The sequence below is a fragment of the Enterobacter sp. 725m/11 genome, assembly GCF_011683705.1.
GTDB classification, from domain to species: Bacteria; Pseudomonadota; Gammaproteobacteria; order Enterobacterales; family Enterobacteriaceae; genus Enterobacter; species Enterobacter bugandensis.
The window spans coordinates 56,269-81,270 of the sequence record NZ_JAAQOK010000021.1 but is presented as its reverse complement, the minus strand read 5'-3'; the positions used below and the strand labels follow the sequence as shown (position 1 = coordinate 81,270).

Sequence of the window (25,002 nt, the reverse complement as noted above, 5' to 3'; positions counted from 1 at the left end):
TAAGTTTGATGCTCGTGAATTAAACTTCGTAATGAATTACGCATGTTCACTCAGAGACTTGGTATTCATTTTTCGTCTTGCGACGTTAAGAATCCATGTCACTTTGAGTGCCCACACAGATTGTCTGATAAATTGTTAAAGAGCAGTGCCGCTTCGTTTTCGCTGCGGCGCGGGGTGTGCATATTACGCTTTCCCGCTTCAGAGTCAAGCATTTATTTTGCTTTTCTCTGCTGACCCGGCGGCGTGTGTGCCGTTGTTCCGTGTCAGTGGAGGCGCATTATAGGGAGTTATTCTGAAGTGACAAGCACAAAATACAAAAAACTTTTCGTTCGCTCACTTTTCAAACTTAACGCTTATTTAAGTCGCGAATCGCCCGCTAAATGGGCAATTTCCCGCGCAAAACTGGCCACCTGCGACCAGTCGGTATAAACCACTTCTTTACGCGTATCGGTTTCGCCACCCGTCATCTTCATTATCAGGCGAATCATGAAGCGGTCATACCAGCGGTAGCGAGGATAGCGCAGCGCACCGGCAAAGACGGCGCACAGATCCGGTTGCCACGGCGAGCTGAGCAAAAACTTGCGCGTGTAGCTGTTGGTCTGCGGCGTACGCTTCTCAGCTTTACGGGCAACCAGATTGACCGAGTAAAACGCGCCCGGCAATGTGTTGAGTACCGCCGTATGCTTTTTCACAAAGCGATCCAGCGCCGGATGGAAGTGTCCGTAACGAATGGAGGCGCCAATCACCACGCGATCGTACTCCTGCCAGGCAATCTCCTCCGCGCGATTCAGGTTCACCACATCCGAGTAAATGCCCAGCTCTTTTAATTCCGACGCCAGATACGCGGCAATCTCACGCGTTTGTCCGTCTCGCGTAGAGAAAAGAATCAGTGTTTTCATCAACGGCTCCTTATTCGCGCCAGAATGTTGGGGTGAACAGTACCAGCAGCGTAAAGACCTCAAGACGACCAAACAGCATATTGGCAATAAGGATCCATTTCGCAACCGGGTTCATGCTGGCAAAGTTATCCGCCACAACCCCCAGGCCAGGCCCGAGGTTGTTTAGTGTTGCGACGACGGACGCAAAAGCGGAGAAATCATCCACTCCCGTCGCGATGATCGCCAGCATGCTGACGATAAAGACCAGCGCATACGCCGAGAAGAACCCCCACACCGCTTCGAGGATACGTTCCGGCAGCGCGCGGTTCCCCAGCTTAATGCTGTAGACCGCATTCGGGTGGACCAGACGCTTCAGCTCACGGTTCCCCTGCTTGAACAGCAGCAGAATACGAATCACCTTCAGACCACCGCCTGTCGACCCGGCGCAGCCGCCGATAAACGCGGAGCACAACAGAAGTACCGGCAGGAACAGCGGCCAGCGCGCGATGCTGTCCGTGGTAAACCCGGCGGTCGTCGCCATCGACACCACCTGGAAAAACGCCTGATTGAGCGTGGTCAGCGCCGAGTTGTAAACATCATGGAACCACAGCACCAGGGTGCAGATGACGACCAGGGTAAGCTGGACGCCAATGAACATGCGAAACTCAGGATCGCGCCAGTACACCTTCAGACTACGTCCGCTCAGTAAAGAGAAGTGCAGGCCGTAGTTACAGCCGGAGATCAGCAGGAAAATCGCAATGATGGTGTTAATCGTTGGGCTGTCGAAGTACCCCACGCTGGCATCGTGAGTGGAGAACCCGCCAATGGCAATCGTCGCGAAGCTGTGCCCGATAGCATCAAACGCAGGCATCCCGGCAAACCACAGCGCCAGCGCGCAGGCTACCGTCAGCAGAACATAAATCAGCCACAGGGTTTTCGCCGTCTCGGCAATACGCGGACGCATCTTGTTGTCTTTCAGCGGCCCCGGCATTTCAGCCCTGTACAGCTGCATCCCCCCGACACCCAGAATCGGCAGGATGGCCACTGCCAGGACGATAATCCCCATCCCCCCGAACCACTGCAGCATCTGGCGATAAAAGAGAATAGCGTGGGGTAACGAATCCAGCCCCACCAGCGTCGTCGCACCGGTGGTCGTTAAACCGGAAAACGATTCAAAAAAGGCATCCGTGATGCTGAGGTTAGGCTGTTCAGAGAAGATAAAGGGCAGCGAACCGACGCTTCCCAGCACCGTCCAGAACAGGACCACAATCAGAAAGCCTTCGCGAGATTTCAGCTCACCTTTCTGACGACGGTTCGGCCACCACAGCAGCGAGCCGATCGCCAGCGCGACAAAGAAGGTCTGGGTAAAAGCCCGCCCCGCGCCGTCCCGGTAGATAAGCGCCACCAGTCCAGGGAGAATCATCGTCCCCGAAAAGAGTATGACCAGCAGTCCAACGATTCGGGTTATGGCACGAAAATGCATCTCTGCCGCTTCCTTTGGTATTCAAAAAGTGAGGTGGGGATTATTCTTCAATCGGCAGCAATTGCAACGAACCGCGACTGAAATCAGCCAGTTTTGCTGAAAAAGCAGCCAGTTCTGCCTGAGGAAGCGCCACGCGCAATTGCACCATTGCCTGGTAATCACTGTGCGCAATCACGCCGTTAAATTGTTTGAGCAGTGTTTCAATGCCCGATAGCTGAGCGTAATCGCACAATAAAGTATATTCGGTGAGCGGCGTTTTGCGGGTGGTCTTCAGGATATTCAGTGCCTGCTGAACGCCACCGCCATACGCTTTAACCAGCCCGCCCGTGCCCAACAGGATGCCGCCGTAGTAGCGCACCACCACGGCGGTAATTTCACCCACGCCGCTGCCCATCAGCTGGGAGAGCATGGGTTTACCGGCTGTGCCCGCCGGTTCACCGTCGTCTGAAAAACCGAGCTGTTGCGAATCGTCCGGTGGCCCTGCCACCCACGCCACGCAGTGGTGACGTGCGTCAGGGTGCTCCGCGCGAACGGACTCGACAAACGCTTTCGCCGCCTCTACGCCGTCGGTGTGCGCAAGCAGCGTAATAAAGCGGCTTTTCTTGATTTCCTCAACAAAGGTGACCGGTTCAGCCGGTATTAGCCAGCTTTCCATCAGGCCAGCTTCAGGTCTCGCGTCATATTCTCGATACCGTTCTCGTGAACCACCACGTTATCTTCGATACGAATGCCGCCAAACGGTTTCAGCGCGTCGATTTTTTCCCAGTTGAAGTGCTTGCTGAACTGCCCTTCACGCCACGGCGCCAGCAGGGATTCAATAAAGTAGATCCCCGGCTCGATGGTCAATACCATGCGCGGCTCAAGAATACGGGTGCAGCGCAGGTAAGGATATTTAGACGGTGCCGCCAGGTGCGTACCGGTATCATCCTGCATGAAGCCCGCAACGTCGTGAACCTGCAGGCCCAGCGGGTGGCCGATACCGTGCGGCATGAACGGTCCGGTCAGGTCGTTTTCGACCATCGCCTCTTCGCTCATGTCTTTCACAATCTGATGCTTACGCAGCAGTTTGGCAATGCGCTGATGGAACTGGATGTGGTAATCCACGTAGCTGGTTCCGGCCTTCATGGTGCCAATCAGCGCCAGCTGTTCGTCGTTTACGTCCTTAATAAGCTGCGCAAAATCGGTATCCGCATTCGCCGCCCAGGTGCGGGTCAGATCGGCCGCATAGCCGTTGTACTCTGCGCCTGCGTCCAGCAGGAAGCTGCGCATCTCAGACGGAACCTGATGATCCAGTTTGGTGTAGTGGAGAACAGACGCATGCTCATTCAGCGCGACGATGTTGCTGTACGGTACGTCGGTGTCACGATGACCGGTTGCGGTCAGGTAGGCCAGGTTGATGTCGAACTCGCTCATGCCTGACTGGAACGCTTCGTGCGCGGCGCGGTGGCCATTCACCGCCGTTTTTTGCGCTTCACGCATGCAGTAGAGTTCATAGTCGGTTTTATACGCGCGGTAATAGTGCAGGTAATCCAGCACGCCTTTCGGATTGAGCTTGTCTGCCGGAATATCCAGACCGAGCGCACGTTCAGGTACAGGGCCAATGTAGCCGATGTTGCCGCGCGCCGCTGGCAGTTGGCTGCCAATGCCGTCCGCTTTTGGCAGGGCGATCACCTCAATTTCTTCGGTCCAGAAAGAGGTCGGCAGCGGTTCGACGTTGTGCCAGTAATCAACCGGCAGGTAGAACCACAGTTTCGGCTTGTTGACGCCGTCCACCAGCAGCCAGCAATTCGGAACCTGTGTCACCGGCACCCAGGCTTTAAACTGCGGGTTAACCTTAAACGGATAGGCGTGGTCATCAAGAAAAGTATTCATCAGCTCGCCGGAGTGGATCAGAAGAGCATCCAGCTTGAAGCGGGCCAGTACATCGCGGGTACGTTCCTGTAGGGTAACGATATGATTTTTATAAAGCGAAGCCAGTGAGTCCATCATTCTTCCTTTCGTTTTTTTGACCTCAAGTCATCGCATCTTAGCACACCTCACTCCGGCTGCGTGATTTCCACCGACCGTGATCAACGCAGCAATTTCTTAATGAGTAATTTGCATTTTATTAACATAAATTCCACACTCCGTCTCATCTGGTATGACCAGATCCACTTGCTGGATTCAGGAGACTGACATGCTTTACAAAGGCGACACCCTGTACCTCAACTGGCTGGAAGATGGCATTGCCGAACTGGTGTTCGATGCCCCCGGCTCAGTGAATAAGCTTGATACCGCGACGGTGGCCAGTCTTGGCCAGGCGCTGGAAGTACTTGAAAAGCAATCTGAATTAAAAGGGCTGCTGCTGCGTTCTAACAAAGCGGCCTTTATTGTCGGTGCCGATATCACCGAATTCCTTTCGCTGTTCCAGGTTCCGGAAGAACAGCTGAGCCAGTGGCTGCACTTTGCCAACAGCGTCTTTAATCGTCTGGAAGATCTGCCTGTTCCAACGATCTCTGCCGTGAACGGCTACGCGCTGGGCGGCGGCTGCGAGTGCGTGCTGGCGACCGACTACCGTCTGGCGACCCCGGACCTGCGTATCGGCCTGCCGGAAACCAAGCTGGGCATCATGCCGGGCTTTGGCGGTTCCGTGCGTATGCCGCGCATGCTGGGCGCCGACAGCGCCCTGGAAATCATTGCCGCCGGTAAAGACGTGGGTGCAGAACAGGCGCAGAAAATCGGCCTGGTCGACGGCGTCGTGAAACCAGAGAAGCTGGTTGAAGGTGCACTCGCTATTCTGCGTCAGGCGATTAACGGCGACCTCGACTGGAAGGCCAAACGTCAGCCGAAGCTGGAGCCGTTAAAGCTCAGCAAGATTGAAGCCACCATGAGCTTCACCATCGCCAAAGGCATGGTGATGCAGACGGCGGGTAAACACTACCCGGCGCCAATCACGGCGGTGAAAACCATTGAAGCGGCAGCCCGCTTTGGCCGCGACGAAGCCCTGAAGCTGGAAAACCAGAGCTTTGTTCCGCTGGCGCACACCAATGAAGCCCGCGCGCTGGTTGGCATCTTCCTCAACGATCAGTTCGTGAAGGGCAAAGCCAAACAGCTGACCAAAAACGTTGAGACGCCAAAACAGGCGGCGGTACTCGGCGCCGGTATTATGGGCGGCGGCATCGCTTACCAGTCGGCCTGGAAAGGCGTGCCGGTAGTGATGAAAGACATCAACGAGAAATCTCTGACGCTGGGCATGACCGAAGCCGCCAAGCTGCTGAATAAACAGCTTGAGCGCGGAAAAATTGACGGGCTGAAGCTCGCAGGGGTGATCTCAACCATCCAGCCTGTGCTGGAATACAGCGGTTTCGACCGTGTGGACGTGGTGGTTGAAGCGGTCGTTGAGAACCCGAAAGTCAAAAAAGCGGTGCTGGCGGAAACGGAAGACAAGGTTCGCCCGGACGCCGTCCTGGCCTCAAACACCTCCACCATCCCCATCAGCGAACTGGCGAGCGTGCTGAAGCGTCCGGAAAACTTCTGCGGAATGCACTTCTTCAACCCGGTACACCGTATGCCACTGGTCGAAGTGATCCGTGGGGAAAAAACCTCTGACGAAACCATCGCTAAAGTCGTGGCGTGGGCAAGCAAGATGGGTAAAACGCCGATCGTCGTTAATGACTGCCCAGGCTTCTTCGTCAACCGCGTGCTGTTCCCGTACTTCGCCGGCTTCAGCCAACTACTGCGCGACGGCGCGGACTTCCGCAAAATCGACAAAGTAATGGAAAAACAGTTCGGCTGGCCGATGGGCCCGGCGTATCTGCTGGACGTCGTCGGCATTGATACCGCCCACCACGCGCAGGCCGTCATGGCGGCGGGCTTCCCGCAGCGCATGCAGAAAGATTATCGCGATGCCATTGACGCCCTCTTTGACGCCAACCGCTTCGGACAGAAAAACGGCCTGGGCTTCTGGCGTTATAAAGAAGACAGCAAAGGCAAACCGAAGAAAGAAGAAGATGCGGCGGTGGATGGCCTGCTGGCCGAGGTATGCCAGCCGAAACGCGACTTCACCGACGACGAAATTATTGCCCGCATGATGATTCCTATGATCAACGAAGTGGTCCGTTGCCTGGAAGAAGGCATTATCGCCAGCCCGGCAGAAGCGGATATGGCGTTGGTATATGGCCTGGGCTTCCCTCCGTTCCACGGCGGCGCGTTCCGCTGGCTGGATACGCTCGGCAGCGCCCGCTATCTCGATATGGCGCAGCAGTATCAGCACCTCGGTCCGCTTTATGAAGTGCCGGAAGGGCTGCGTAACAAAGCGCGCCATAACGAACCCTACTATCCAGCAGTTGAGCCAGCCCGTCCGGTTGGCGCGCTGAAAACGGCTTAAGGAGTCACAATGGAAAAGGTTGTCATTGTTGATGCGATTCGCACCCCGATGGGCCGTTCAAAAGGCGGTGCGTTCCGTAACGTGCGCGCGGAAGACCTCTCCGCGCACCTGATGCGTAGCCTGCTGGCGCGTAACCCGGCGCTGGACCCAGCAGCGCTCGACGATATCTACTGGGGCTGCGTGCAGCAAACGCTGGAGCAGGGCTTCAACATCGCCCGCAACGCGTCGCTGCTGGCGGAGATCCCACATTCGGTTCCGGCGGTCACCGTCAACCGCCTGTGCGGTTCGTCGATGCAGGCCCTGCACGACGCGGCGCGCATGATCATGACCGGCGATGCGCAGGCCTGTCTGGTCGGCGGCGTTGAACACATGGGCCACGTGCCGATGAGCCACGGGGTCGATTTCCATCCGGGCATGAGCCGCAACGTGGCGAAAGCCGCAGGCATGATGGGCCTGACCGCCGAGATGCTCTCCCGCCTGCACGGCATCAGTCGTGAAATGCAGGATGCTTTTGCCGCGCGCTCTCACGCCCGCGCCTGGGCCGCCACGCAGTCCGGTGCCTTCAAGAATGAGATCATCCCGACCGGGGGCCACGATGCAGACGGCGTACTGAAGCAGTTCAGCCACGACGAAGTCATTCGCCCGGAAACGACGGTCGAAGCGCTTTCTACCCTGCGTCCGGCATTTGATCCGGTCACCGGTACGGTAACGGCAGGGACGTCGTCGGCGCTGTCCGACGGTGCCGCCGCGATGCTGGTAATGAGCGAAAGCCGCGCCCGCGAATTGGGCCTGACGCCACGCGCTCGCGTGCGTTCGATGGCGGTGGTGGGCTGCGATCCTTCAATCATGGGTTACGGCCCGGTTCCGGCCTCGAAGCTGGCGCTGAAAAAAGCGGGCTTAACTGCCAGCGATATCGATCTGTTCGAGATGAACGAAGCGTTTGCCGCGCAGATCCTGCCGTGCATTAAAGATCTGGGGCTGATGGAGCAGATCGACGAGAAGATTAACCTCAACGGCGGCGCGATCGCCCTCGGTCACCCGCTGGGCTGTTCCGGGGCGCGTATCAGCACGACGCTGATTAACCTGATGGAACGCAAAGATGCCCAGTTTGGTCTGGCAACGATGTGTATCGGCCTGGGTCAGGGTATCGCGACGGTGTTTGAGAGAGTGTAAGTAAGGAAAAGTATCTCAAAGCCAATGACGTCAGAACAAGGCGGCAAGCGAGCGAATCCCGATGAGCTTACATTAGTAAGTGATTCGGGTGACCGAGCGCAGCCAACGCAGTTATGGCGTCATTGGCGAAGAGAGACAGTTTAGTTGCCGTTCTTCCCGCCTGTCAGGGGCGGGTTTTTTATTTAAATGAAGGCAAACGCATCGCCAAACAGGCGATCTTCACGCGCATCGCGTTCGTTACAGAACAGGTCGCGGGCAATTTTCGCCATCTCGAAACGGCCTGCAATGTAGATATCATGTCCCGCCAGCGTGCCGTGATCCTGCAGTACCGCCGTCAGCACCGTCCCGCTACGTCCACGCCAGCCCTCTTCCGGCTGCTCGACCACTGGCTCAATGCGCAGGTTAGGATGGTTAACGCTCAGCGCTTCCAGTTCAGACAGGTCGTACAGGTGCTTCTCTTCGCGGCCGCCCCAGTAGATAGTGATGTCACGGTCTGGATTACGCGCCAGCGCGGTCAACAGAATAGAGCGCACATAGGAGAAGCCCGTACCGCCCGCGATCAGAATCAGCGGACGGTCTTCGTCATCACGCAACCACGCATCGCCGTGAGGAATGTCGACCACAATCTCACGCTCTTTCAGGATGCGGTCCATCACGGCCATCGCGTACAGGTTAAGCTCAGACGCACCAATATGCAGCTCAATAAATTCCTGCTCTGCTGGCGTAGAGGCCATAGAGAAAGGACGCTTATCACGCTCATCCATCACCACCATCAGGTACTGGCCGGCACGGAATGAGAATGCCGCTTCAGGAACCAAACGGACGCGGTATACGGTGTCGGTAATAGCATCTACCGACGTCACTTTACAGCTTAAGGTTGTCATTCGCTCTCTCTGTCGGGAAGTCTATAGGGCTTAACGGTCAGCTCAGGGTTTACCGTTATTCATTATGGCCAGTTCGTCCCAGATCGCGTCAATTCGCGCGGTCACAGCAGGATCTTTTTTGATCGGGCGACCCCATTCACGGTCGGTTTCGCCAGGCCATTTATTTGTGGCATCCAGTCCCATCTTTGAGCCAAGACCGGAAACCGGCGAGGCAAAATCCAGATAATCTATCGGCGTATTTTCGACTAACACCGTATCACGCGCAGGATCCATTCGCGTGGTTATCGCCCAGATAACGTCGTTCCAGTCACGGGCGTTAACGTCATCATCGCAGACAATAACAAATTTGGTATACATAAACTGGCGCAGGAAAGACCATACGCCCATCATCACGCGTTTAGCATGTCCGGGATACTGCTTCTTCATCGTGACCACCGCCATGCGATACGAGCATCCTTCAGGCGGCAGATAAAAATCAACGATTTCCGGGAACTGCTTTTGCAGGATCGGCACAAATACTTCGTTCAGCGCCACGCCGAGCACCGCCGGTTCATCCGGTGGGCGGCCAGTATAGGTGGAGTGATAAATCGCATCTTCACGCTGAGTAACATGCGTGACGGTAAACACCGGGAAGTTATCCACTTCGTTGTAATAGCCGGTGTGGTCGCCGTATGGACCTTCTGGCGCCATTTCACCCTGCTCAATGTAACCTTCCAGCACAATTTCGGCGCTGGCCGGCACTTCGAGATCGTTGGAGATACACTTCACGACCTCGGTTTTAGTCCCGCGCAGCAGGCCAGCAAACGCATATTCAGAGAGCGTATCCGGTACGGGCGTGACCGCCCCCAGAATGGTGGCCGGATCGGCACCTAACGCGACAGACACCGGGAACCGTTCACCCGGATGTGCAGCACACCACTCCTGGAAATCCAGCGCGCCGCCGCGGTGCGACAGCCAGCGCATGATGAGCTTATTCTTGCCAATCAGCTGCTGGCGATAAATACCGAGGTTTTGCCGCTCTTTATGCGGTCCGCGCGTCACGGTCAGGCCCCAGGTGATCAGCGGCGCAGCATCTTCAGGCCAGCACTGCATGATAGGAATTTTGGTGAGATCCACCGCATCGCCTTCCAGCACTTTCTGCTGACACGGCGCGCCGCGCAGGCGTTTGGTGGGCATGTTCAACACCTGCTTAAACTGCGGCAGCTTATCGAACAGATCGCGGAAACCTTTCGGTGGCTCAGGCTCTTTCAGAAATGCCAGCAGTTTACCCACTTCACGCAGCGCGGTAACGTCTTCCTGCCCCATTCCCAGCGCGACACGACGCGGGGTGCCAAACAGGTTGCACAGCACCGGCATTGAGTAACCTTTTGGATTTTCAAACAGTAATGCAGGGCCACCGGCACGCAGGGTGCGGTCAGCAATTTCTGTCATTTCCAGATAAGGATCAACAGGAAGTGTAATGCGTTTAAGTTCACCCTGCTTTTCCAGCAGCGTCAGGAAGTCGCGGAGATCGTGGTATTTCATGCAGTTAGTCATGGCCTCTCTGTAAGCGCTTCATTATACGGCGTAAGCCTGCTTGATGCTGTAATTTTGTTAAATTAGCGTGAACTTATCCGCTGTGTTCGAATTTCCCCCATTATAATCAACTTAGCGATCCCTCCAGGGTTTTGATATGCTTGCGCCCCGAACTAAGGGAAAGAGTGATTATGCAGGCCTGGTATTTACTGTATTGCAAACGCGGGCAACTTCAGCGCGCGCAGGAACATCTTGAACGTCAGTCTGTAAATTGTCTGACACCCGTGATCACGCTTGAAAAAATGCAGCGCGGGAAGCGCACAACCGTTAGTGAGCCTTTATTCCCGAACTATCTGTTCGTGGAGTTCGACCCCGAGGTGATCCACACCACTACCATCAGCGCAACGCGCGGCGTCAGCCACTTCGTTCGTTTTGGTGCCCACCCGGCAACCGTTCCGTCGACCGTCATTCATCAGCTGTCTGTTTATCAACAGCCTGAAGGGATCACCGACCCGGAAACCCCTTACGCGGGCGATAGCGTCGTCATTACCGAAGGCGCATTCGAAGGCCTGCAGGCGATTTTCGCCGAGCCGGACGGTGAAGCGCGCTCCATGCTGTTGCTCAATCTGCTGAACAAGCAGGTGCTGCAGAGCGTGAAAAACACCGACTTCCGCAAAGTTTAAACGTTTATCCCGAACAGGCGACGCACGTTGTCATCCGTCTGCGCGGAAAGCCAGTGCGGATCCTCTCCGCGCCAGTGCGCTACGCGCTCAACAATGTGCCCCAGCAAGGCGGGCTCGTTTCGCCGCGATGCCGGTTTGGGCTTCATATCTCGCGGCAGCAGGTATGGCGCATCGGTTTCAAGTAGCAAACGGTCTGCCGGGATTATCGGCAGCAGCTCGCGAAGCTCAAGCCCGCGGCGCTCATCACACACCCAACCGGTGATCCCCAGATACAAACCGCGGTTCAGGCAATCCAGCGCTTCCTGGCGAGACCCGGTGAAGCAGTGGAGCACTGCGCCGGGCAGTTTATCCAGCCACGGGTCCAGCAGTGCGAGAAAACGTTCATGCGCGTCGCGACAGTGCATAAAGACGGGCATTTCAAGCTCTGCCGCCAGCGCAAGCTGGGCAGTGAACGCCTTTTCCTGTTCTTCAGGCGTGGAGAAGTTGCGGTTAAAATCGAGCCCGCACTCGCCAATAGCCACCACCTCTGCCGTTTTTGCCAGCGTGCGCAGGGTTTCTGCGCTCTCCGCCGTCCACTGGCTGCTGTCATGAGGGTGGACACCTGCGGTTGACCAGCAGTGTTGATAGCGTTGCGCCAACAGCAGCGCCTGCTCGCTCTCATGCAGGTTGGTCCCGGTCAGGAGCAGCCCTTTTACGCCAGCCTCAAAAGCCCGCGCAACCACCTCGTCACGATCTTTCGCAAACTGCGAGCTGGTCAGGTTGAGTCCGATATCAAACATGCGATTCCCCATAGAACAACCGCCCTGACGGGCGGCTGGTTTTACTCTTCAGTGGTCTTTTCGGACGCATCGTCTTCATCGTCCGACCGGCGTCCTTTTCCCACGTAGAAACGCGAGAAGAATACGCCAACCTCAAACAGGCAGTACATCGGTATTGCCAGCAGCGTTTGTGAGAAGACGTCCGGCGGCGTCAGCAGCATGCCGACTACGAAGGCGCCCACCAGAATATAGGGACGCTTCTTACGCAGGTCATCAGGGGTGGTTACCCCAACCCAGCAGAGCAGCACAATGGCCACCGGCACTTCAAACGCCACACCGAACGCCATAAACAGCGCCATCACAAAGCTGAGGTAGCTGGCGATATCCGTCGATACCTGAACCCCTTCCGGCGCGGTATGCGTCAGGAAGCCAAAGGCCAGCGGGAAGACAACGAAGTAGGCAAACGCCATGCCGATATAGAACAGCAGCGAACTGGAGACCAGCAGCGGGATCACCAGTTTACGTTCGTGCCTGTACAGTGCTGGCGCCACAAATGCCCATACCTGATAAAGGATGACGGGTGCAGACGCAATCAACGACACCCAGAAGGTGAGCTTAATCGGGGTGAAAAACGGTGATGCAACGTCTGTTGCAATCATCGTTGCCCCCAGCGGCATCTGCTTGATCAGCGGCGCAGAAACCACCTGATAAATATCGTTGGCGAAATAGACCAGGCACAGGAATATGAGGAATACCGCAATAATGCAGTTTAACAGGCGCTTACGCAGCTCAATAAGGTGCGTAATAAGCGGTTGAGTATCATCTACTGCCATAGTTACGCTTTATCACTCGACGAGGGGGATGATTCGGAAACGGGCGCGGCGGGTTTCGCTTCAGCCGCTTTTACCACCGGCTCTTCCGGCTGCGCCTGTTTTTTCAGTTCAGTTTCCTGCGGCGTTTGTTCAGGCGCTGCGGCCTGGTGCTCCGCACTCGCTGGCGTCACGCCCTCACGCTGCGCTTCGCTGTCCTTCACCACCGGGTTATGAATAGTGTTCGCTTCATCGCTCGCTTTTTCAGGATCGTTAACGCTGTAAGAGCGCTTCATGGATTCCGCCGCTTCGCGCAGCTCATCCATTGAGGCTTTCAGTTCAGGCGTCAGGTTATCCATGCTCGCCTTCTCAACCTTTTTCAGGCTTTCCTGAAACTCCTGCAGCTTAAGTTCCTGCGCCAGCTCGTTCTGAACGGTCGAAGCCAGCGATCTTAGCGCTCGAACCCAGCCCACGACGGTTTTCACCGCTACCGGCAGACGCTGCGGTCCCAGCACGATCAGACCAATCACAAAGACCAGCAGCAGCTCACTAAAACCAATGTCGAACACGACTTACACCTGCTCTTTATCGTGGCGTTTAGCGTCTTCCTTTTTGGCATCTTCTTGCTTATCGGAGATGGATTTAGCAGTAAAGTCAGCGTCCTGGCTGGTTTTATCCTGCTTGCTCTCATCATCGCTCATTGCTTTCTTGAAGCCTTTGATAGACGCGCCCAGATCGGAACCAATAGAACCGAGCTTTTTGGTGCCAAACAGCAGCACAACGATGACGGCAATAATGACTAATTGCCAGATACTGATACCACCCATACATATTCCTCAGGGATAGATGATTAATTGGTCAGGTCGCATTATACGTATGCGACCTGTCGATGGCGATGCAAACTCAGCGCGTTTTTCTCCATCCTGCAAGCCAGACAACAACCCCGCCAGCCATCAGCCAGGCGGGCATCATCTGCCAGTCAGGACGGTTGATCAGCAGCAACGTACCGCTCAGCAGCAGCGTTGCGCCAATGCCAAAGAGGTAGCGTGACTGTCCCTGGCGCACACGGCTGGACTGAAGCTCGCGGGCGATTTTATCCATGCTGTGCTGAAGATTCTTGCTCTGACGCAAACTGTCGTAAACCAGTTCAGGAATTTCAGGCATTTTTTCGATCCAGAACGGTCCTTTCTCTTTCAGCGAACGCACCAGCGCTGGAAGGCCAACCTGATCCTTAATCCAGGATTCCAGGAAAGGTTTAGCCGTCTTCCACAAGTCTAACTGAGGATAGAGTTGTCGACCTACACCCTCAACGTAAAGTAATGTTTTCTGAAGTAAAACTAACTGTGGCTGAACTTCCATATTAAAGCGGCGGGCCGTATTGAACAGGTTTAACAGCACGTGTCCAAAAGAGATCTCTGCCAGCGGTTTTTCAAAAATCGGTTCGCAAACGGTACGGATAGCAAACTCGAACTCTTCGACGTTGGTGTCTGGCGGAACCCAGCCGGAATCCACATGCAGCTCGGCCACCTTACGGTAGTCGCGGTTGAAGAAAGCGATGAAGTTCTCAGCCAGATAACGTTTATCTTCTTTATTCAGCGAGCCCACAATTCCGCAGTCGATACCGATGTATTTCGGATCCTCAGGATGCTCATAGCTCACGAAGATATTGCCCGGATGCATGTCCGCATGGAAAAAACTGTCGCGGAATACCTGGGTAAAGAAGACCTGCACGCCACGTTCGGCCAGCAGCTTCATGTTCGTTCCCTGCTTCTCCAGGGCCACCACATCCGAAACCGGAATACCGTAGATGCGCTCCATGACCATCATGTTCTGGCTGCAATAGTCAGAATAGACTTCAGGCACGTAGAGCATCGGGCTGTTTTCAAAATTGCGGCGCAGCTGAATGGCGTTTGCCGATTCACGCAGCAGATTAAGCTCATCAATCAGCGTTTTTTCATATTCCCGCACCACTTCCATCGGGCGCAGTCGACGGCCGTCCGGCAGCAGACGCGGAACCCAGCGCGCCAGACGATAAATTAGCTTCATGTCGGCTTTGATAATCGGCAGGATATCCGGGCGGATCACCTTGATCACCACCTCTTTACCGTTCTCTTTCAGACGTGCAGTATGCACCTGAGCGATAGAAGCCGACGCCAGCGGTTCTATTTCGAAATCGTCAAACCAGGTTTCAACGGGAAGGTTACCCATCGCCTCCTCGATCTGTTTCTTCGCTCTCACCCCGTCAAACGGGGCGACACGGTCCTGCAGCATCGCCAGTTCATCGGCAATGTGCGGCGGGAAGAGATCGCGGCGAGTTGAGAGCATCTGTCCGAACTTAATCCATACCGGGCCGAGCTCCTGCAGCGCCAGACGCAGGCGTTCACCCAGCGGCTGACCTTTATGGCGATTTGGCATCCAGAACAGCGTCCGCCGCCAGATCCTGAGCGGCAGCGTGATACGCATTTTGGGGATGAGCTCGTCGAGCCCGTAACTCAAAAAGGTGTGGATGATAAAATAGAGGCGCCGAATTTCACCAGGCGTCATTTGCCCTCCAGTTTTTCCAGCCGTTTGCTTAGGGCATCAACCGCACGTTCAACCGCGGCCGTCTCTTCTGCGAACCACGCAACTTCCAGCGGCCCGGGCGCCATGCGCCACTCTTCGGTCAGCACTTCTGCGGCATAACGCTGTTGGCGTTGCAGATTTTTGCGCAGGAATGCCGTGCCGCCATGAATAACTTTCCCGATCCCTTCAGCGGCAATGTCGCCAATAAAAGGCGCCAGCAGCTCTGCCGGGTCAAACTCAGCCAGATCGCTGAGCGCAACGAAGTTCTGCACGACCTGGATGTCGCCTTCCACTTCCAGCTCACCGCTGCGGATAAGCGCCGTTAATTGCTGGCGATCGCGCAGTTTTGGCAGCACGCTCATATGGGTAATGACCGAGCAATCAGCTTCACCTTCCCACTCACCCAGAACGTCAAGCTGACGTTCGCTGAAAACCAGCACGAGCGGCGTCGAGAACTCTTTTAACACAATGCGCAGTACCTTCCCGTTTAGCCGCTGACGTGCGGCTTTCAGCGCCGGAGCGCGATACAGGAAGGCATTCAGCACATTCTCGATGCCTGCGGTGACTAAGGGTTTAAAGGGCACGGGACACCTCCACTCAGAATTTGTAACCGCGATGCAGCGCGACGACACCCGCCGTCATGTTGAAGTACTCAACGTTCTCAAATTCCGCATCCTGCATCATGGCTTTTAAGGTGTCCTGATCCGGATGCATGCGAATTGATTCCGCCAGATAGCGATAGCTTTCCGCGTCGTTTGCCACCAGTTCGCCAATACGCGGCAGCACGTGGAAGGAATAGGCGTCGTAGGCTTTGCTCAGCGGGTCGATAATCGGTTTAGAGAACTCGAGCACCAGCAGGCGTCCACCCGGCTTCAGCACGCGGTACATGGAACGCAGCGCTTTTTCTTTATCGGTGACGTTACGCAGACCGAAGGAAATCGTGATGCAGTCAAAAGTATTGTCCGGGAACGGCAGCGCTTCGGCGTTGGCCTGCACGTATTCCACATTACCCACCACGCCGATGTTACGCAGTTTTTCGCGTCCCATTTTAAGCATGGAGTCATTAATATCAGCCAGTACAACGCGACCGGTTTCGCCCACCAGACGGGAGAATTTCGCCGTCAGATCGCCCGTACCGCCAGCCAGATCGAGAACCGTTTGTCCACGACGCACACCGCTGCAGTCGATGGTGAAGCGCTTCCACAAGCGATGAATGCCGAACGACATCAAGTCATTCATCACATCGTACTTCGCCGCCACGGAATGAAATACGTGGGCCACCATGTCAGCTTTCTGCGCTTTGGCTACAGTCTGAAAGCCAAAGTGCGTCGTGTCTTGTGAATCGTCAACCATCTCAGAGCCTGCTAATCAGTCAAATGTTCGTGAAGTGTAACAGATTGGGCGCAATTGCCCTACGATTCAACCACCGCGAAAGAAACGCGCTGGCTGCTCGTCTGGCGATAAATCCGCCGCTAAATCGTTGTCCTGGTTGGGGGTATTTTGTTCATCCCCGCCCTCACGCAGTCGGAACTCTTCGTCCTGGGCTGTCGCCTGTTCGACCAATTCCGGATTAATCTCGCGTTTAACCTCCACTCCCAGGCTGCGGAATGCTTCAGCCTGCGCAAGCAGGTTGCCACGCCCGGAGGAGAGCTTTTTCATCGCCTGGCGGTAGTTATCCTGCGCACGATCCAGGCTTTGCCCGACGGAGGACATATCGTCCACGAAGAGGCGCATTTTGTCGTACAGCTTGCTGGCGCGGTCGGCAATCTGCTGCGCGTTACGGCTCTGGTGCTCATAGCGCCACAGGTTCGCAATGGTGCGTAAGGCCACCAGCAGCGTGGTGGGGCTGACCAGCATAATGTTATTTTTCAGCGCTTCGGTGATCAGCTCGGGCTGTCTGTCGAGCGCCAGCAAAAACGCGGGTTCGACCGGGATAAACATCAGCACGTAGTCCAGCGAGCGCAGCCCCAGCAGCTGCTGATAATCTTTTCTGCCCAGCAGGCGAATATGGTTACGCACGGAGGCAATGTGCTCCTGCAGCGCCGATTCGCGCGTATAGTCATCTTCAGCGTTGAAGTAGCGCTCATAGGCCACCAGCGTCATTTTGGCGTCAATGACCACATCTTTGCCCTGCGGCAGACGCACAATCACATCCGGCTGCATTCGCGAGCGGGCATCGTTTTCGATACTCACCTGCGTTTCGTATTCATACCCTTCCCGCAGGCCAGAGGCCTCCAGCACGCGGGTGAGCACCACTTCCCCCCAGTTACCCTGGGTTTTGTTATCGCCTTTCAGCGCCCGCGTCAGGTTGACCGCCTCCTGCGCCATCTGGGCATTCAGCTGTTGAAGATTGCGGATCTCATGCGCCAGCGTGTGGCGTTCGCGGGCTTCCTGACCAAAGCTGTCCTGTACCTGACGGCGAAAGCCGTCCAGCTGTTCGCGCAGCGGCGTCAGCAGGCTGTTCAGGCTCTGGCGATTTTGCTCATCAACGCGGCGGTTGCTGTGCTCGAAAATGCGGTTGGCGAGGTTCTCGAACTGTTCGCTGAGGCGCTGCTCGCTGTTGATCATCTGGCGGATTTTGTCTTCGGCATGCAGCTGGGTGGATTCAAGGCGGGTAGTCACTTCGCGGAGATCGGCCTCCAGCGAGGTGTTGATGTCGCGCAGGTTACGCAGTTCGTTATTGAGCAGTTCACACTCGTCGCGCCAGTGGTCGGTCAGCGCAAGCTGTTGTTTTGCGGCGCTTAAATCGGCGACGATCTCTTCGCGTTCAGCCAACTGCTCGGCCTTCTGCTGTGCATGCTGATAGCTGGATATCAGCCAGCCTATCGCCACGCCAGCCAGCGCAATTACCGCATAAATCAGGATTGAGATATCCACAACGCCCCCTGCATCAACGTATTACCCGCACAAAATAAGATTGTGCTGTATAAACGTCCAGTTTGAAAGGGTTTTCCTGCGAGGCGCTACGCAAAAAATAAAGGCCGAACGCGTCGGCCTTTTATCTCAGAGAGGAGGACTAGATCAGGCGGCGAGCCGCTTCAACCACGATTTTCACCGCGTGACTTTCGGTCTGCTTCATGGTTTCGGCGTTCGGGATCTCCTGCTGGGTACGGTTGACGATAACGCCCGCCACCATACCGGCACGCAGACCCTGGCTTGCGCACATGGTCAGCAGCGTTGCGGATTCCATCTCGTAGTTCATCACGCCCATAGACTGCCACTCTTCCATTGAGCCTTTGAAGCGGCTCACCACGCGGCCTGAGAAGGTGTCGTAACGCTCCTGGCCCGGATAGAAGGTATCAGAAGAGGCAGTTACGCCCACGTGAGTGGTTGCGCCCACGGATTTCGCCGCTTCAACCAGCGCGGTGGTGCACTCGAAGTCAGCCACTGCCGGGAATTCCATCGGTGCAAAGTGCAGGCTTGCGCCGTCCAGACGCACGGATGCGGTCGTCACCAGCACGTCGCCGACGTTAATGTGCGGCTGAATCGCGCCGGTGGTGCCGATACGCAGGAAAGTACGAATGCCCAGCTGCGCCAGCTCTTCCACGGCAATAGAGGTAGACGGGCCACCGATACCGGTAGAGCACACAATCACCGCTTTGCCATCCAGCTCTGCGCGCCAGGTGGTGAATTCACGATGGGCAGCCAGCTTGACCGGCTTATCCATCAGCGCGGCGATCTTTTCCACACGCTCTGGGTCGCCAGGGACGATAGCGAGCGTAGCCCCTTGTAAATCGTTTTTAGTGAGGCCGAGATGAAAAACATCAGACTTAGACATAGGTGACTCCTCTGTGGGTCGGTTAGTCAGAAGAAGTAAAACGGTACTTTACAGAAGCGGTAAGCATAATTTCGTGACGCATCTCACCATGAATGAAAATGATTGCATTGAATTTCCATCAAAAAGTGATTCACATCACATTAACAAGTTATATCGTCGGGTGCTGCACAAAAGATAGACCGTTTAAGGCACTGTGAGTTGTTAACCTGGTGTCTATATTTACCTTTGCGCTAACTCATTGGTACGGAGAATGCCATGACTGAAAAAACCGGATTTGCACCTGCTGCGGCTCCGCATGCTTCAACTATCGTCTCAACCTCAGAAGAGGCCATTACGGCAGGCGAGACCTCCATCCCCTCTCAGGGGGAAAATATGCCTGCATATCACGCGCGGCCAAAGTCAGCAGACGGCCCGCTGCCCATCGTGATTGTGGTTCAGGAGATTTTCGGCGTTCACGAACATATTCGCGACCTCTGCCGCCGCCTGGCGCTGGAGGGTTATCTGGCCGTTGCGCCAGAGCTCTACTTCCGTCAGGGCGATCCGAATGACTACAGTGATATCCCGACGCTCTTCAGCAACCTGGTCAGCAAAGTGCCGGACGCGCAGGTGCTGGCAGACCTAGACCACGTCGCCAGCTGGGCGGCGCGCAACGGCGGCGACCCGCACCGCTTAATGGTCACCGGTTTCTGCTGGGGTGGACGCATTAGCTGGCTGTATGCCGCGCATAACCCGCAGCTGAAAGCCGCCGTTGCCTGGTACGGCAAACTGGTGGGCGAAAAGACGCTGAACTCACCGAAGCATCCGGTTGATATCGCTACCGATCTCAATGCCCCGGTGTTAGGGCTATATGGTGGCCAGGATACCGGCATTCCGCTTGATACCGTCGAGACGATGCGCCACGCGCTGCGGGCGGCGAACGCGAAGGCCGAAATCGTGGTGTATCCCGATGCCGGACACGCGTTTAATGCCGATTATCGTCCGAGCTATCACGCGGAATCCGCGAAAGATGGCTGGCAGAGAATGCTGGCATGGTTTAGCCAGTACGGTGGGAAGAAAGCATAAAAAAAGCCCGGTGGCGACTGCGCCTTACCGGGCCTGCGTGTCATCAAGCCTGACGCAAATTCTGCGCCGCCTTCACCATGTTGGCGAGCGCCGCACGTGTCTCCGGCCAGCCGCGGGTTTTCAGGCCGCAGTCCGGGTTTACCCACAGGCGTTCTGCCGGGATACGCTGGGCAGCTTTCCTCAGCAGCGCTTCAATCCACTCCACGCTCGGCACGTTCGGGGAGTGAATGTCATATACGCCCGGCCCAATTTCGTTCGGGTAGTCGAACTCTTCAAACGACTCCAGCAGCTCCATGTCTGAACGCGAGGTCTCGATGGTGATCACGTCTGCATCCAGCGCGGCAATCGAATCCATGATGTCATTAAATTCGCAGTAACACATATGGGTGTGGATCTGGGTGTCGTCCTTCGCCACTGCGGCGTTGATGCGGAATGCTTCCACGCCCCACTGCAGGTAAGCATCCCAGTCGCTGCGGCGCAGCGGCAAACCTTCGCGCAGCGCCGGTTCGTCAATCTGGATGATGCCAATCCCCGCCGCCTCCAGATCCGCCACTTCATCACGCAGCGCCAGGGCGATCTGTTTGGCGATGGTTTCACGGGTCACGTCTTCGCGCGGGAACGACCAGCAGAGAATGGTCACCGGGCCGGTCAGCATGCCTTTTACCGGCTTGTCGGTCAGGGACTGGGCGTACTTCGCCCACTCCACCGTGATCGGTTCCGGACGGCTGACGTCGCCAATGACCACCGGCGGCTTCACGCAGCGGGAGCCGTAGCTCTGCACCCAGCCGTTCTGGGTAAAGACGAAGCCGTCCAGGTGTTCACCGAAGTATTCCACCATGTCGTTACGCTCGGCTTCGCCGTGTACCAGCACGTCCAGCCCGAGGCGTTCCTGCTCGATAATCGCCTGCTTGATGTGTTCCGCAATGCCGGTGCGGTAATGATTCGCGTCCAGATTGCCCTTTTTGAAGTCCAGACGCAGGCCGCGGATCTCGGTAGTTTGCGGGAATGAACCGATGGTCGTGGTCGGCCACGCGGGAAGATTGAAGCGGGCGCGCTGGGCTTCGGCACGTACCTCGTACGGGCTCTGACGCTGGCTGTCCCGGGCGGTGATGGCCGCCAGACGTTTTTCTACCGCCGGGTTGTGCACGCGAGCCGAGTGACGACGCGCCTGAATCGGTGCGCTCCAGTCGGTAATCGCCGCCGTGTCGCCGCTGTTGAGCGCGTCGCGCAGCAGTGCCAGCTCTTCACATTTTTGCAGGGCGAAGGCAAACCAGCTTTTCACTTCAGGGTCGAGACGGGTCTCCACGCTCAGATCGATCGGACTGTGCAGCAGCGAGCAAGATGAAGCCACCCATAGCTCACGTTTGCCGACGATGTCTTTAATTTGGGCGTATTTTTCGGTCAGATCGGCGCGCCAGACGTTACGGCCGTTGACCAGACCGGCGGAGAGTAACCACTCCTCAGGCACGCGCTCGTGCAGCTCTGCGACATCGTCCTTACCGTGAACCAGGTCAACGTGCAGGCCCTGAACCGGCAGCGCGGTGATAGTGCCGAGGTTCGGCGTCACGCCCTCGAAATAGGTGGTCAGCAGCAGCTTCACCTGTCCGGCGAGCGCGTCATACGCCGGTTTGAAGGCATCGAGCCACTCCTGCGGCAGCTCCAGCACCAACGCGGGTTCGTCGATTTGCACCCACTGAATGCCGCGCTTGCCCAGCTCAATCAGCACCTGCTTATAGACCGGCAGAATATCGTTCAGCAGGCTGAGGCGGTCAAATTGTTCGCCCTTCACTTTACCCAGCCACAGGTAGGTTACCGGCCCCAGCAATACGGGCTTCACCTGGTGGCCCAGCGCCAGTGCTTCATCCACTTCGTCCAGAAGCTGCGTCCAGGCCAGCGTAAACTGCTGACCTTTGACGAACTCCGGCACCATATAGTGATAGTTGGTGTTAAACCACTTGGTCATTTCCGCCGCTGCCGCTGGCTCACCCGTTGGCGCGCGGCCACGGCCGATGCGGAACAGGGTGTCGATATCCACCGATCCATCTTTGTTCTGATGACGAGCCGGCACGTTGCCCAGCAGCAGGCTGGTCGTCAGAACATGGTCGTACCAGGCGAAATCGCCCACCGGCAGCAGGTCAATACCCGCCTGTTTTTGCTGATCCCAGTGACGGGCGCGCAGCTCCCGCCCCACCGCCAGGAGTTCTTCACGGGTGGCGTTGCCCGCCCAGTAGCTTTCTTGCGCTTTTTTCAGCTCGCGACGCAGGCCAACGCGAGGAAAACCGAGAGTGTGAGTGCGGATTGTCATGGTATGCCCCTTGTGAAATTTGTTATTTAGACGTCCAGATGTTTACACATCTATAATTGGCAGGTACTGTATATTCCTCAAGCGCAAAATGTTCATGGCGGAGTGAAGGACTTTCATGATCGAGATTAAACACCTGAAAACGCTACAAGCGTTGCGGAACTGCGGTTCGCTCGCGGCGGCGGCGGCCACGCTGCACCAGACCCAGTCCGCCCTTTCTCACCAGTTCAGCGATCTGGAACAACGCCTCGGATTTCGTCTTTTTGTGCGTAAGAGCCAGCCTTTGCGCTTTACGCCGCAGGGTGAAATTCTTCTTCAACTGGCGAATCAGGTACTGCCGCAGATCGCCAGCGCGCTGCAGGCGTGTAACGAGCCGCAGCAGACCAAACTGCGGATCGCCATTGAGTGCCACAGCTGTATTCAGTGGCTGACCCCCGCGCTTGAGAACTTTCGCCAGAAGTGGCCGCAGGTGGAGATGGACTTTAAATCCGGCGTGACGTTCGACCCGCAGCCCTCGCTCCAGCAGGGCGAGCTGGATCTGGTGATGACGTCCGACATCCTGCCGCGGAGCGGCCTGCACTATTCGCCGATGTTTGATTTTGAGGTGCGTCTGGTGCTGGCGCCGGACCATCCGCTGGCAGCCAAAACGCGCATTACGCCGGAAGATCTGGCGACAGAAACGCTGCTGATTTACCCGGTTCAGCGCAGCCGCCTGGATATCTGGCGTCATTTCCTGCAGCCGGCAGGCATCAGCCCGCAGCTGAAAAGCGTGGATAACACCCTGCTGCTGATCCAGATGGTGGCGGCCAGCATGGGTATCGCGGCGCTGCCGCACTGGGTGGTGGAGAGCTTTGAACGCCAGGGTCTGGTGGTCACCAAAACCCTGGGGGAAGGACTGTGGAGCCGGCTGTACGCCGCCGTGCGCGATGGCGAGCAGCGTCAGCCGGTTACGGAGGCGTTTATTCGCTCAGCGCGGAACCACGCGTGCGACCATCTTCCGTTTGTGCGGAGCGCGGAGCGACCCAGCGGCGATGGACCCACAGTGAAGCCAGGATCACCGCCCCCCCAATAAGGAAGCTCGGCCAGTGCGGCTGTTCCTGCCAGATGGCAAGGTTCACCAGCAGCCCCGCCGGGACGTGCACGTTGTTCATGATCCCTAGCGTACCGGCGTCTACCTGCGTAGCGCCGTAGTTCCACATAAAGTACCCCAGCCCCGACGCCACCACGCCCAGCCAGACCAGAACGCTCCACTGCACGGTGGTGGTCGGCAGCTTTTGCGGGTTGCCGAGCATAAACCACGCCGCCACCGCGACGATCGCCGCGCCTATATAGAACCACGCAAACGCGTTGTGCTGCGGCATTGGGCGGGTTTCCATCAGGCGTTTGTAGCCCACCATACCAATGGCAAAGCTGATGTTGGCAAGCTGGACGAACATCAGCCCTGTCCAGAAGTGATCGCTCACTTTGTCGTAGCGAATGATCGCCGCGCCAATAACCGCCAGCGCGGCGCTTAGCAGATATCCCCAGCGCAGACGGCGCCTGCTAAGCAGATCGTAAATCAGCGTGATATAGAGCGGCGTCAGCACGGTAAAAAGCAGGAATTCGGAGACGGACAGGTAGACGTAAGCCCGGAAGCTGAACAGATACATGATGCCAAGCTGCATCGCCCCCACCAGCATGTACAGCAGAATGGTTTTCAGCGATTGCCCGCGCGTGCGCAGGAACGGCAGGAACACCAGCGCCGCCAGCCCGACGCGCATCAGCACCGAGAAGTAACTGTCGACCGAACCGGCAAGGTATTCGCCAATCAGGCTAAAGGAGAAGGCCCACAGGATAGTGGTGATAATGAGTAGCGCCACAATGCTTGTCTCTCAGAAAGAAGGACAGGCATTGTAGCGAACTCTTTAGTTGACAACTGAACAATAAACAACCAAATGAAGATTATTCAAGGAACAGTTTGCGCAGGTATTTCGGTACCGCGTTGTCTGCGTTGGTGCCGATGACTTCCAGTTCCGGATGCAGATCCTTCAGGCGCTGGTGCGCGTTTTCCATGATGCAGCCTTTGCCCGCCATAGAGAGCATCTCGGCATCGTTCATGCCGTCGCCAAAGGCGATACAGTCTTTAAGCGCGAAGCCCAGACGTTTCGCAACCGCTTCGAGCGCGTGACCTTTAGAAACGCCGCCCGCCATCACTTCCAGACAGGTCAGGGTGGAGAAGCTCACGTTGACGCGATCGCCCCAGCGGGCGTTGATCGCCTGCTCAAGCGGCAGCAGCTCTTCGTGGCTGTCGCAGGTGAAGAACACCTTGCTGATCCCCTCTGGATCCAGCAGGCCCGGCTCATACAGGGAGTAGTTGAATACCGCTTCCTTGAAGAAACGCATTTCATCCGGGCGGTGGCGGTTCATGAACCATTCGTCGTCACGGTATACGTTGGTGACGATAGCCGGATTGTTATGCACCACGCCGAAGAGATCGGCAGCAATATCGCGATCCAGGTTATGGGTGAAGATCAGGTTGCCGTCGGTATCATGCACGCGCGCACCGTTGGAGGTGATCATGTACGACTTGATCTCCAGATTATCGCGGATCTGCCCCACGTCCACGTGGTGGCGGCCGGTAGCGAACACAAAGTTCACGCCACGGGCGGTCAGAAGCTTTAAGGTCTCTTTCGCATAAGGCGACAGGGTGTGGTCGGGGGAAAGCAGCGTGCCATCTAAATCAGATGCAACAACCTGGTACATAGGAAAA

Annotated in this window: 23 protein-coding genes; 5 read left to right on the top strand and 18 right to left on the bottom strand. The window is 56.5% G+C overall.

Annotation, left to right across the window (positions count from 1 at the left end; all coding sequences use genetic code 11):
• Positions 1–353: 353 nt before the first annotated feature.
• Genes hemG through pepQ form a run of 4 tightly spaced genes read right to left on the bottom strand, consistent with a single transcriptional unit; the run spans position 354 to position 4,347 of the window.
• On the bottom strand, positions 354–899 hold the full coding sequence (gene hemG, locus HBA26_RS11310) for a menaquinone-dependent protoporphyrinogen IX dehydrogenase (protein WP_048959733.1): 546 nt from the start codon (positions 897–899) through the stop codon (positions 354–356).
• A gap of 10 nt (positions 900–909) precedes the next feature.
• Positions 910–2,361: a Trk system potassium transporter TrkH gene (gene trkH / locus HBA26_RS11305; RefSeq protein ID WP_013099227.1), complete on the bottom strand. Its 1,452-nt coding sequence runs from the start codon at positions 2,359–2,361 to the stop codon at positions 910–912.
• 40 nt (positions 2,362–2,401) lie between these two features.
• Positions 2,402–3,016, bottom strand: a complete 615-nt coding sequence (locus HBA26_RS11300; RefSeq protein WP_028014768.1) for an IMPACT family protein — start codon at positions 3,014–3,016, stop codon at positions 2,402–2,404.
• A complete protein-coding gene (gene pepQ / locus HBA26_RS11295) occupies positions 3,016–4,347 on the bottom strand; it encodes a Xaa-Pro dipeptidase (RefSeq protein ID WP_028014769.1) in 1,332 nt (443 codons plus the stop codon). The genes HBA26_RS11300 and pepQ overlap by 1 nt, the downstream gene beginning before the upstream one ends.
• Positions 4,348–4,537: 190 nt before the next feature.
• Here pepQ and fadB point away from each other — a divergent pair, with 190 nt between their 5' ends.
• A complete protein-coding gene (gene fadB / locus HBA26_RS11290) occupies positions 4,538–6,727 on the top strand; it encodes a fatty acid oxidation complex subunit alpha FadB (RefSeq protein WP_126346135.1) in 2,190 nt (729 codons plus the stop codon).
• Positions 6,728–6,736: 9 nt separating this feature from the next.
• The gene (gene fadA, locus HBA26_RS11285) at positions 6,737–7,900 is read left to right on the top strand and encodes an acetyl-CoA C-acyltransferase FadA (protein ID WP_069719852.1); all 1,164 of its coding nucleotides are present in this window, start codon (positions 6,737–6,739) and stop codon (positions 7,898–7,900) included.
• A gap of 182 nt (positions 7,901–8,082) precedes the next feature.
• On the opposite strand, the gene fre is transcribed toward fadA, so the two are convergent.
• Together fre and ubiD are read right to left on the bottom strand one after the other, a co-directional pair.
• Positions 8,083–8,784 carry an NAD(P)H-flavin reductase gene (gene fre, locus HBA26_RS11280; RefSeq protein WP_028014772.1) on the bottom strand — a complete coding sequence of 234 codons (702 nt, stop codon included), beginning with the start codon at positions 8,782–8,784 and terminating at the stop codon, positions 8,083–8,085.
• A gap of 42 nt (positions 8,785–8,826) precedes the next feature.
• Positions 8,827–10,320 carry a 4-hydroxy-3-polyprenylbenzoate decarboxylase gene (ubiD, locus tag HBA26_RS11275; protein ID WP_028014773.1) on the bottom strand — a complete coding sequence of 498 codons (1,494 nt, stop codon included), beginning with the start codon at positions 10,318–10,320 and terminating at the stop codon, positions 8,827–8,829.
• A gap of 170 nt (positions 10,321–10,490) precedes the next feature.
• On the opposite strand from ubiD, the gene rfaH reads away from it, so the two are divergent.
• Positions 10,491–10,982 carry a transcription/translation regulatory transformer protein RfaH gene (gene rfaH / locus HBA26_RS11270; RefSeq protein WP_020882871.1) on the top strand — a complete coding sequence of 164 codons (492 nt, stop codon included), beginning with the start codon at positions 10,491–10,493 and terminating at the stop codon, positions 10,980–10,982.
• Here the strand turns inward: rfaH and tatD are convergent.
• The 9 genes from tatD to udp all read right to left on the bottom strand — a co-directional run bounded on the left by tatD (position 10,979) and on the right by udp (position 18,889).
• Complete coding sequence (gene tatD / locus HBA26_RS11265; RefSeq protein WP_028014774.1) at positions 10,979–11,761, bottom strand: 3'-5' ssDNA/RNA exonuclease TatD; 783 nt, start codon at positions 11,759–11,761, stop codon at positions 10,979–10,981. The genes rfaH and tatD overlap by 4 nt on opposite strands.
• 41 nt (positions 11,762–11,802) lie before the next feature.
• Positions 11,803–12,573: a Sec-independent protein translocase subunit TatC gene (gene tatC / locus HBA26_RS11260; protein ID WP_028014775.1), complete on the bottom strand. Its 771-nt coding sequence runs from the start codon at positions 12,571–12,573 to the stop codon at positions 11,803–11,805.
• 2 nt (positions 12,574–12,575) lie between these two features.
• The gene (tatB, locus tag HBA26_RS11255) at positions 12,576–13,118 is read right to left on the bottom strand and encodes a Sec-independent protein translocase protein TatB (protein ID WP_028014776.1); all 543 of its coding nucleotides are present in this window, start codon (positions 13,116–13,118) and stop codon (positions 12,576–12,578) included.
• 3 nt (positions 13,119–13,121) lie between these two features.
• A complete protein-coding gene (gene tatA / locus HBA26_RS11250; protein WP_013099238.1) occupies positions 13,122–13,376 on the bottom strand; it encodes a Sec-independent protein translocase subunit TatA in 255 nt (84 codons plus the stop codon).
• A 76-nt stretch (positions 13,377–13,452) separates the two neighbouring features.
• Complete coding sequence (ubiB, locus tag HBA26_RS11245) at positions 13,453–15,093, bottom strand: ubiquinone biosynthesis regulatory protein kinase UbiB (protein WP_028014777.1); 1,641 nt, start codon at positions 15,091–15,093, stop codon at positions 13,453–13,455.
• Positions 15,090–15,695 carry a ubiquinone biosynthesis protein UbiJ gene (gene ubiJ / locus HBA26_RS11240; RefSeq protein WP_028014778.1) on the bottom strand — a complete coding sequence of 202 codons (606 nt, stop codon included), beginning with the start codon at positions 15,693–15,695 and terminating at the stop codon, positions 15,090–15,092. The genes ubiB and ubiJ overlap by 4 nt, the downstream gene beginning before the upstream one ends.
• A gap of 13 nt (positions 15,696–15,708) precedes the next feature.
• Entirely contained in the window at positions 15,709–16,464 is a 756-nt protein-coding gene (gene ubiE, locus HBA26_RS11235) for a bifunctional demethylmenaquinone methyltransferase/2-methoxy-6-polyprenyl-1,4-benzoquinol methylase UbiE (protein WP_028014779.1), read from the bottom strand.
• A gap of 66 nt (positions 16,465–16,530) precedes the next feature.
• Positions 16,531–17,988 carry a DNA recombination protein RmuC gene (gene rmuC / locus HBA26_RS11230; RefSeq protein WP_166720905.1) on the bottom strand — a complete coding sequence of 486 codons (1,458 nt, stop codon included), beginning with the start codon at positions 17,986–17,988 and terminating at the stop codon, positions 16,531–16,533.
• Positions 17,989–18,127: 139 nt separating this feature from the next.
• Complete coding sequence (udp, locus tag HBA26_RS11225; RefSeq protein WP_003860792.1) at positions 18,128–18,889, bottom strand: uridine phosphorylase; 762 nt, start codon at positions 18,887–18,889, stop codon at positions 18,128–18,130.
• A gap of 255 nt (positions 18,890–19,144) precedes the next feature.
• On the opposite strand from udp, the gene HBA26_RS11220 reads away from it, so the two are divergent.
• Positions 19,145–19,951, top strand: coding sequence for a dienelactone hydrolase family protein (locus tag HBA26_RS11220; RefSeq protein WP_047366706.1), 807 nt, complete (start codon positions 19,145–19,147; stop codon positions 19,949–19,951).
• Between the two features lie 43 nt (positions 19,952–19,994).
• On the opposite strand, the gene metE is transcribed toward HBA26_RS11220, so the two are convergent.
• Positions 19,995–22,256 carry a 5-methyltetrahydropteroyltriglutamate--homocysteine S-methyltransferase gene (gene metE, locus HBA26_RS11215; protein ID WP_047366705.1) on the bottom strand — a complete coding sequence of 754 codons (2,262 nt, stop codon included), beginning with the start codon at positions 22,254–22,256 and terminating at the stop codon, positions 19,995–19,997.
• Positions 22,257–22,371: 115 nt separating this feature from the next.
• Between metE and metR the strand changes: the two genes are divergently transcribed.
• Positions 22,372–23,325, top strand: coding sequence for an HTH-type transcriptional regulator MetR (gene metR, locus HBA26_RS11210; RefSeq protein ID WP_028014783.1), 954 nt, complete (start codon positions 22,372–22,374; stop codon positions 23,323–23,325).
• Here metR and HBA26_RS11205 read toward each other — a convergent pair.
• Positions 23,213–24,112 carry a carboxylate/amino acid/amine transporter gene (locus HBA26_RS11205; protein ID WP_126346137.1) on the bottom strand — a complete coding sequence of 300 codons (900 nt, stop codon included), beginning with the start codon at positions 24,110–24,112 and terminating at the stop codon, positions 23,213–23,215. The two genes, metR and HBA26_RS11205, sit on opposite strands and share 113 nt — an antisense overlap.
• 82 nt (positions 24,113–24,194) lie before the next feature.
• Positions 24,195–24,995: a sugar/pyridoxal phosphate phosphatase YigL gene (gene yigL / locus HBA26_RS11200; RefSeq protein ID WP_028014784.1), complete on the bottom strand. Its 801-nt coding sequence runs from the start codon at positions 24,993–24,995 to the stop codon at positions 24,195–24,197.
• Positions 24,996–25,002 lie beyond the last annotated feature (7 nt).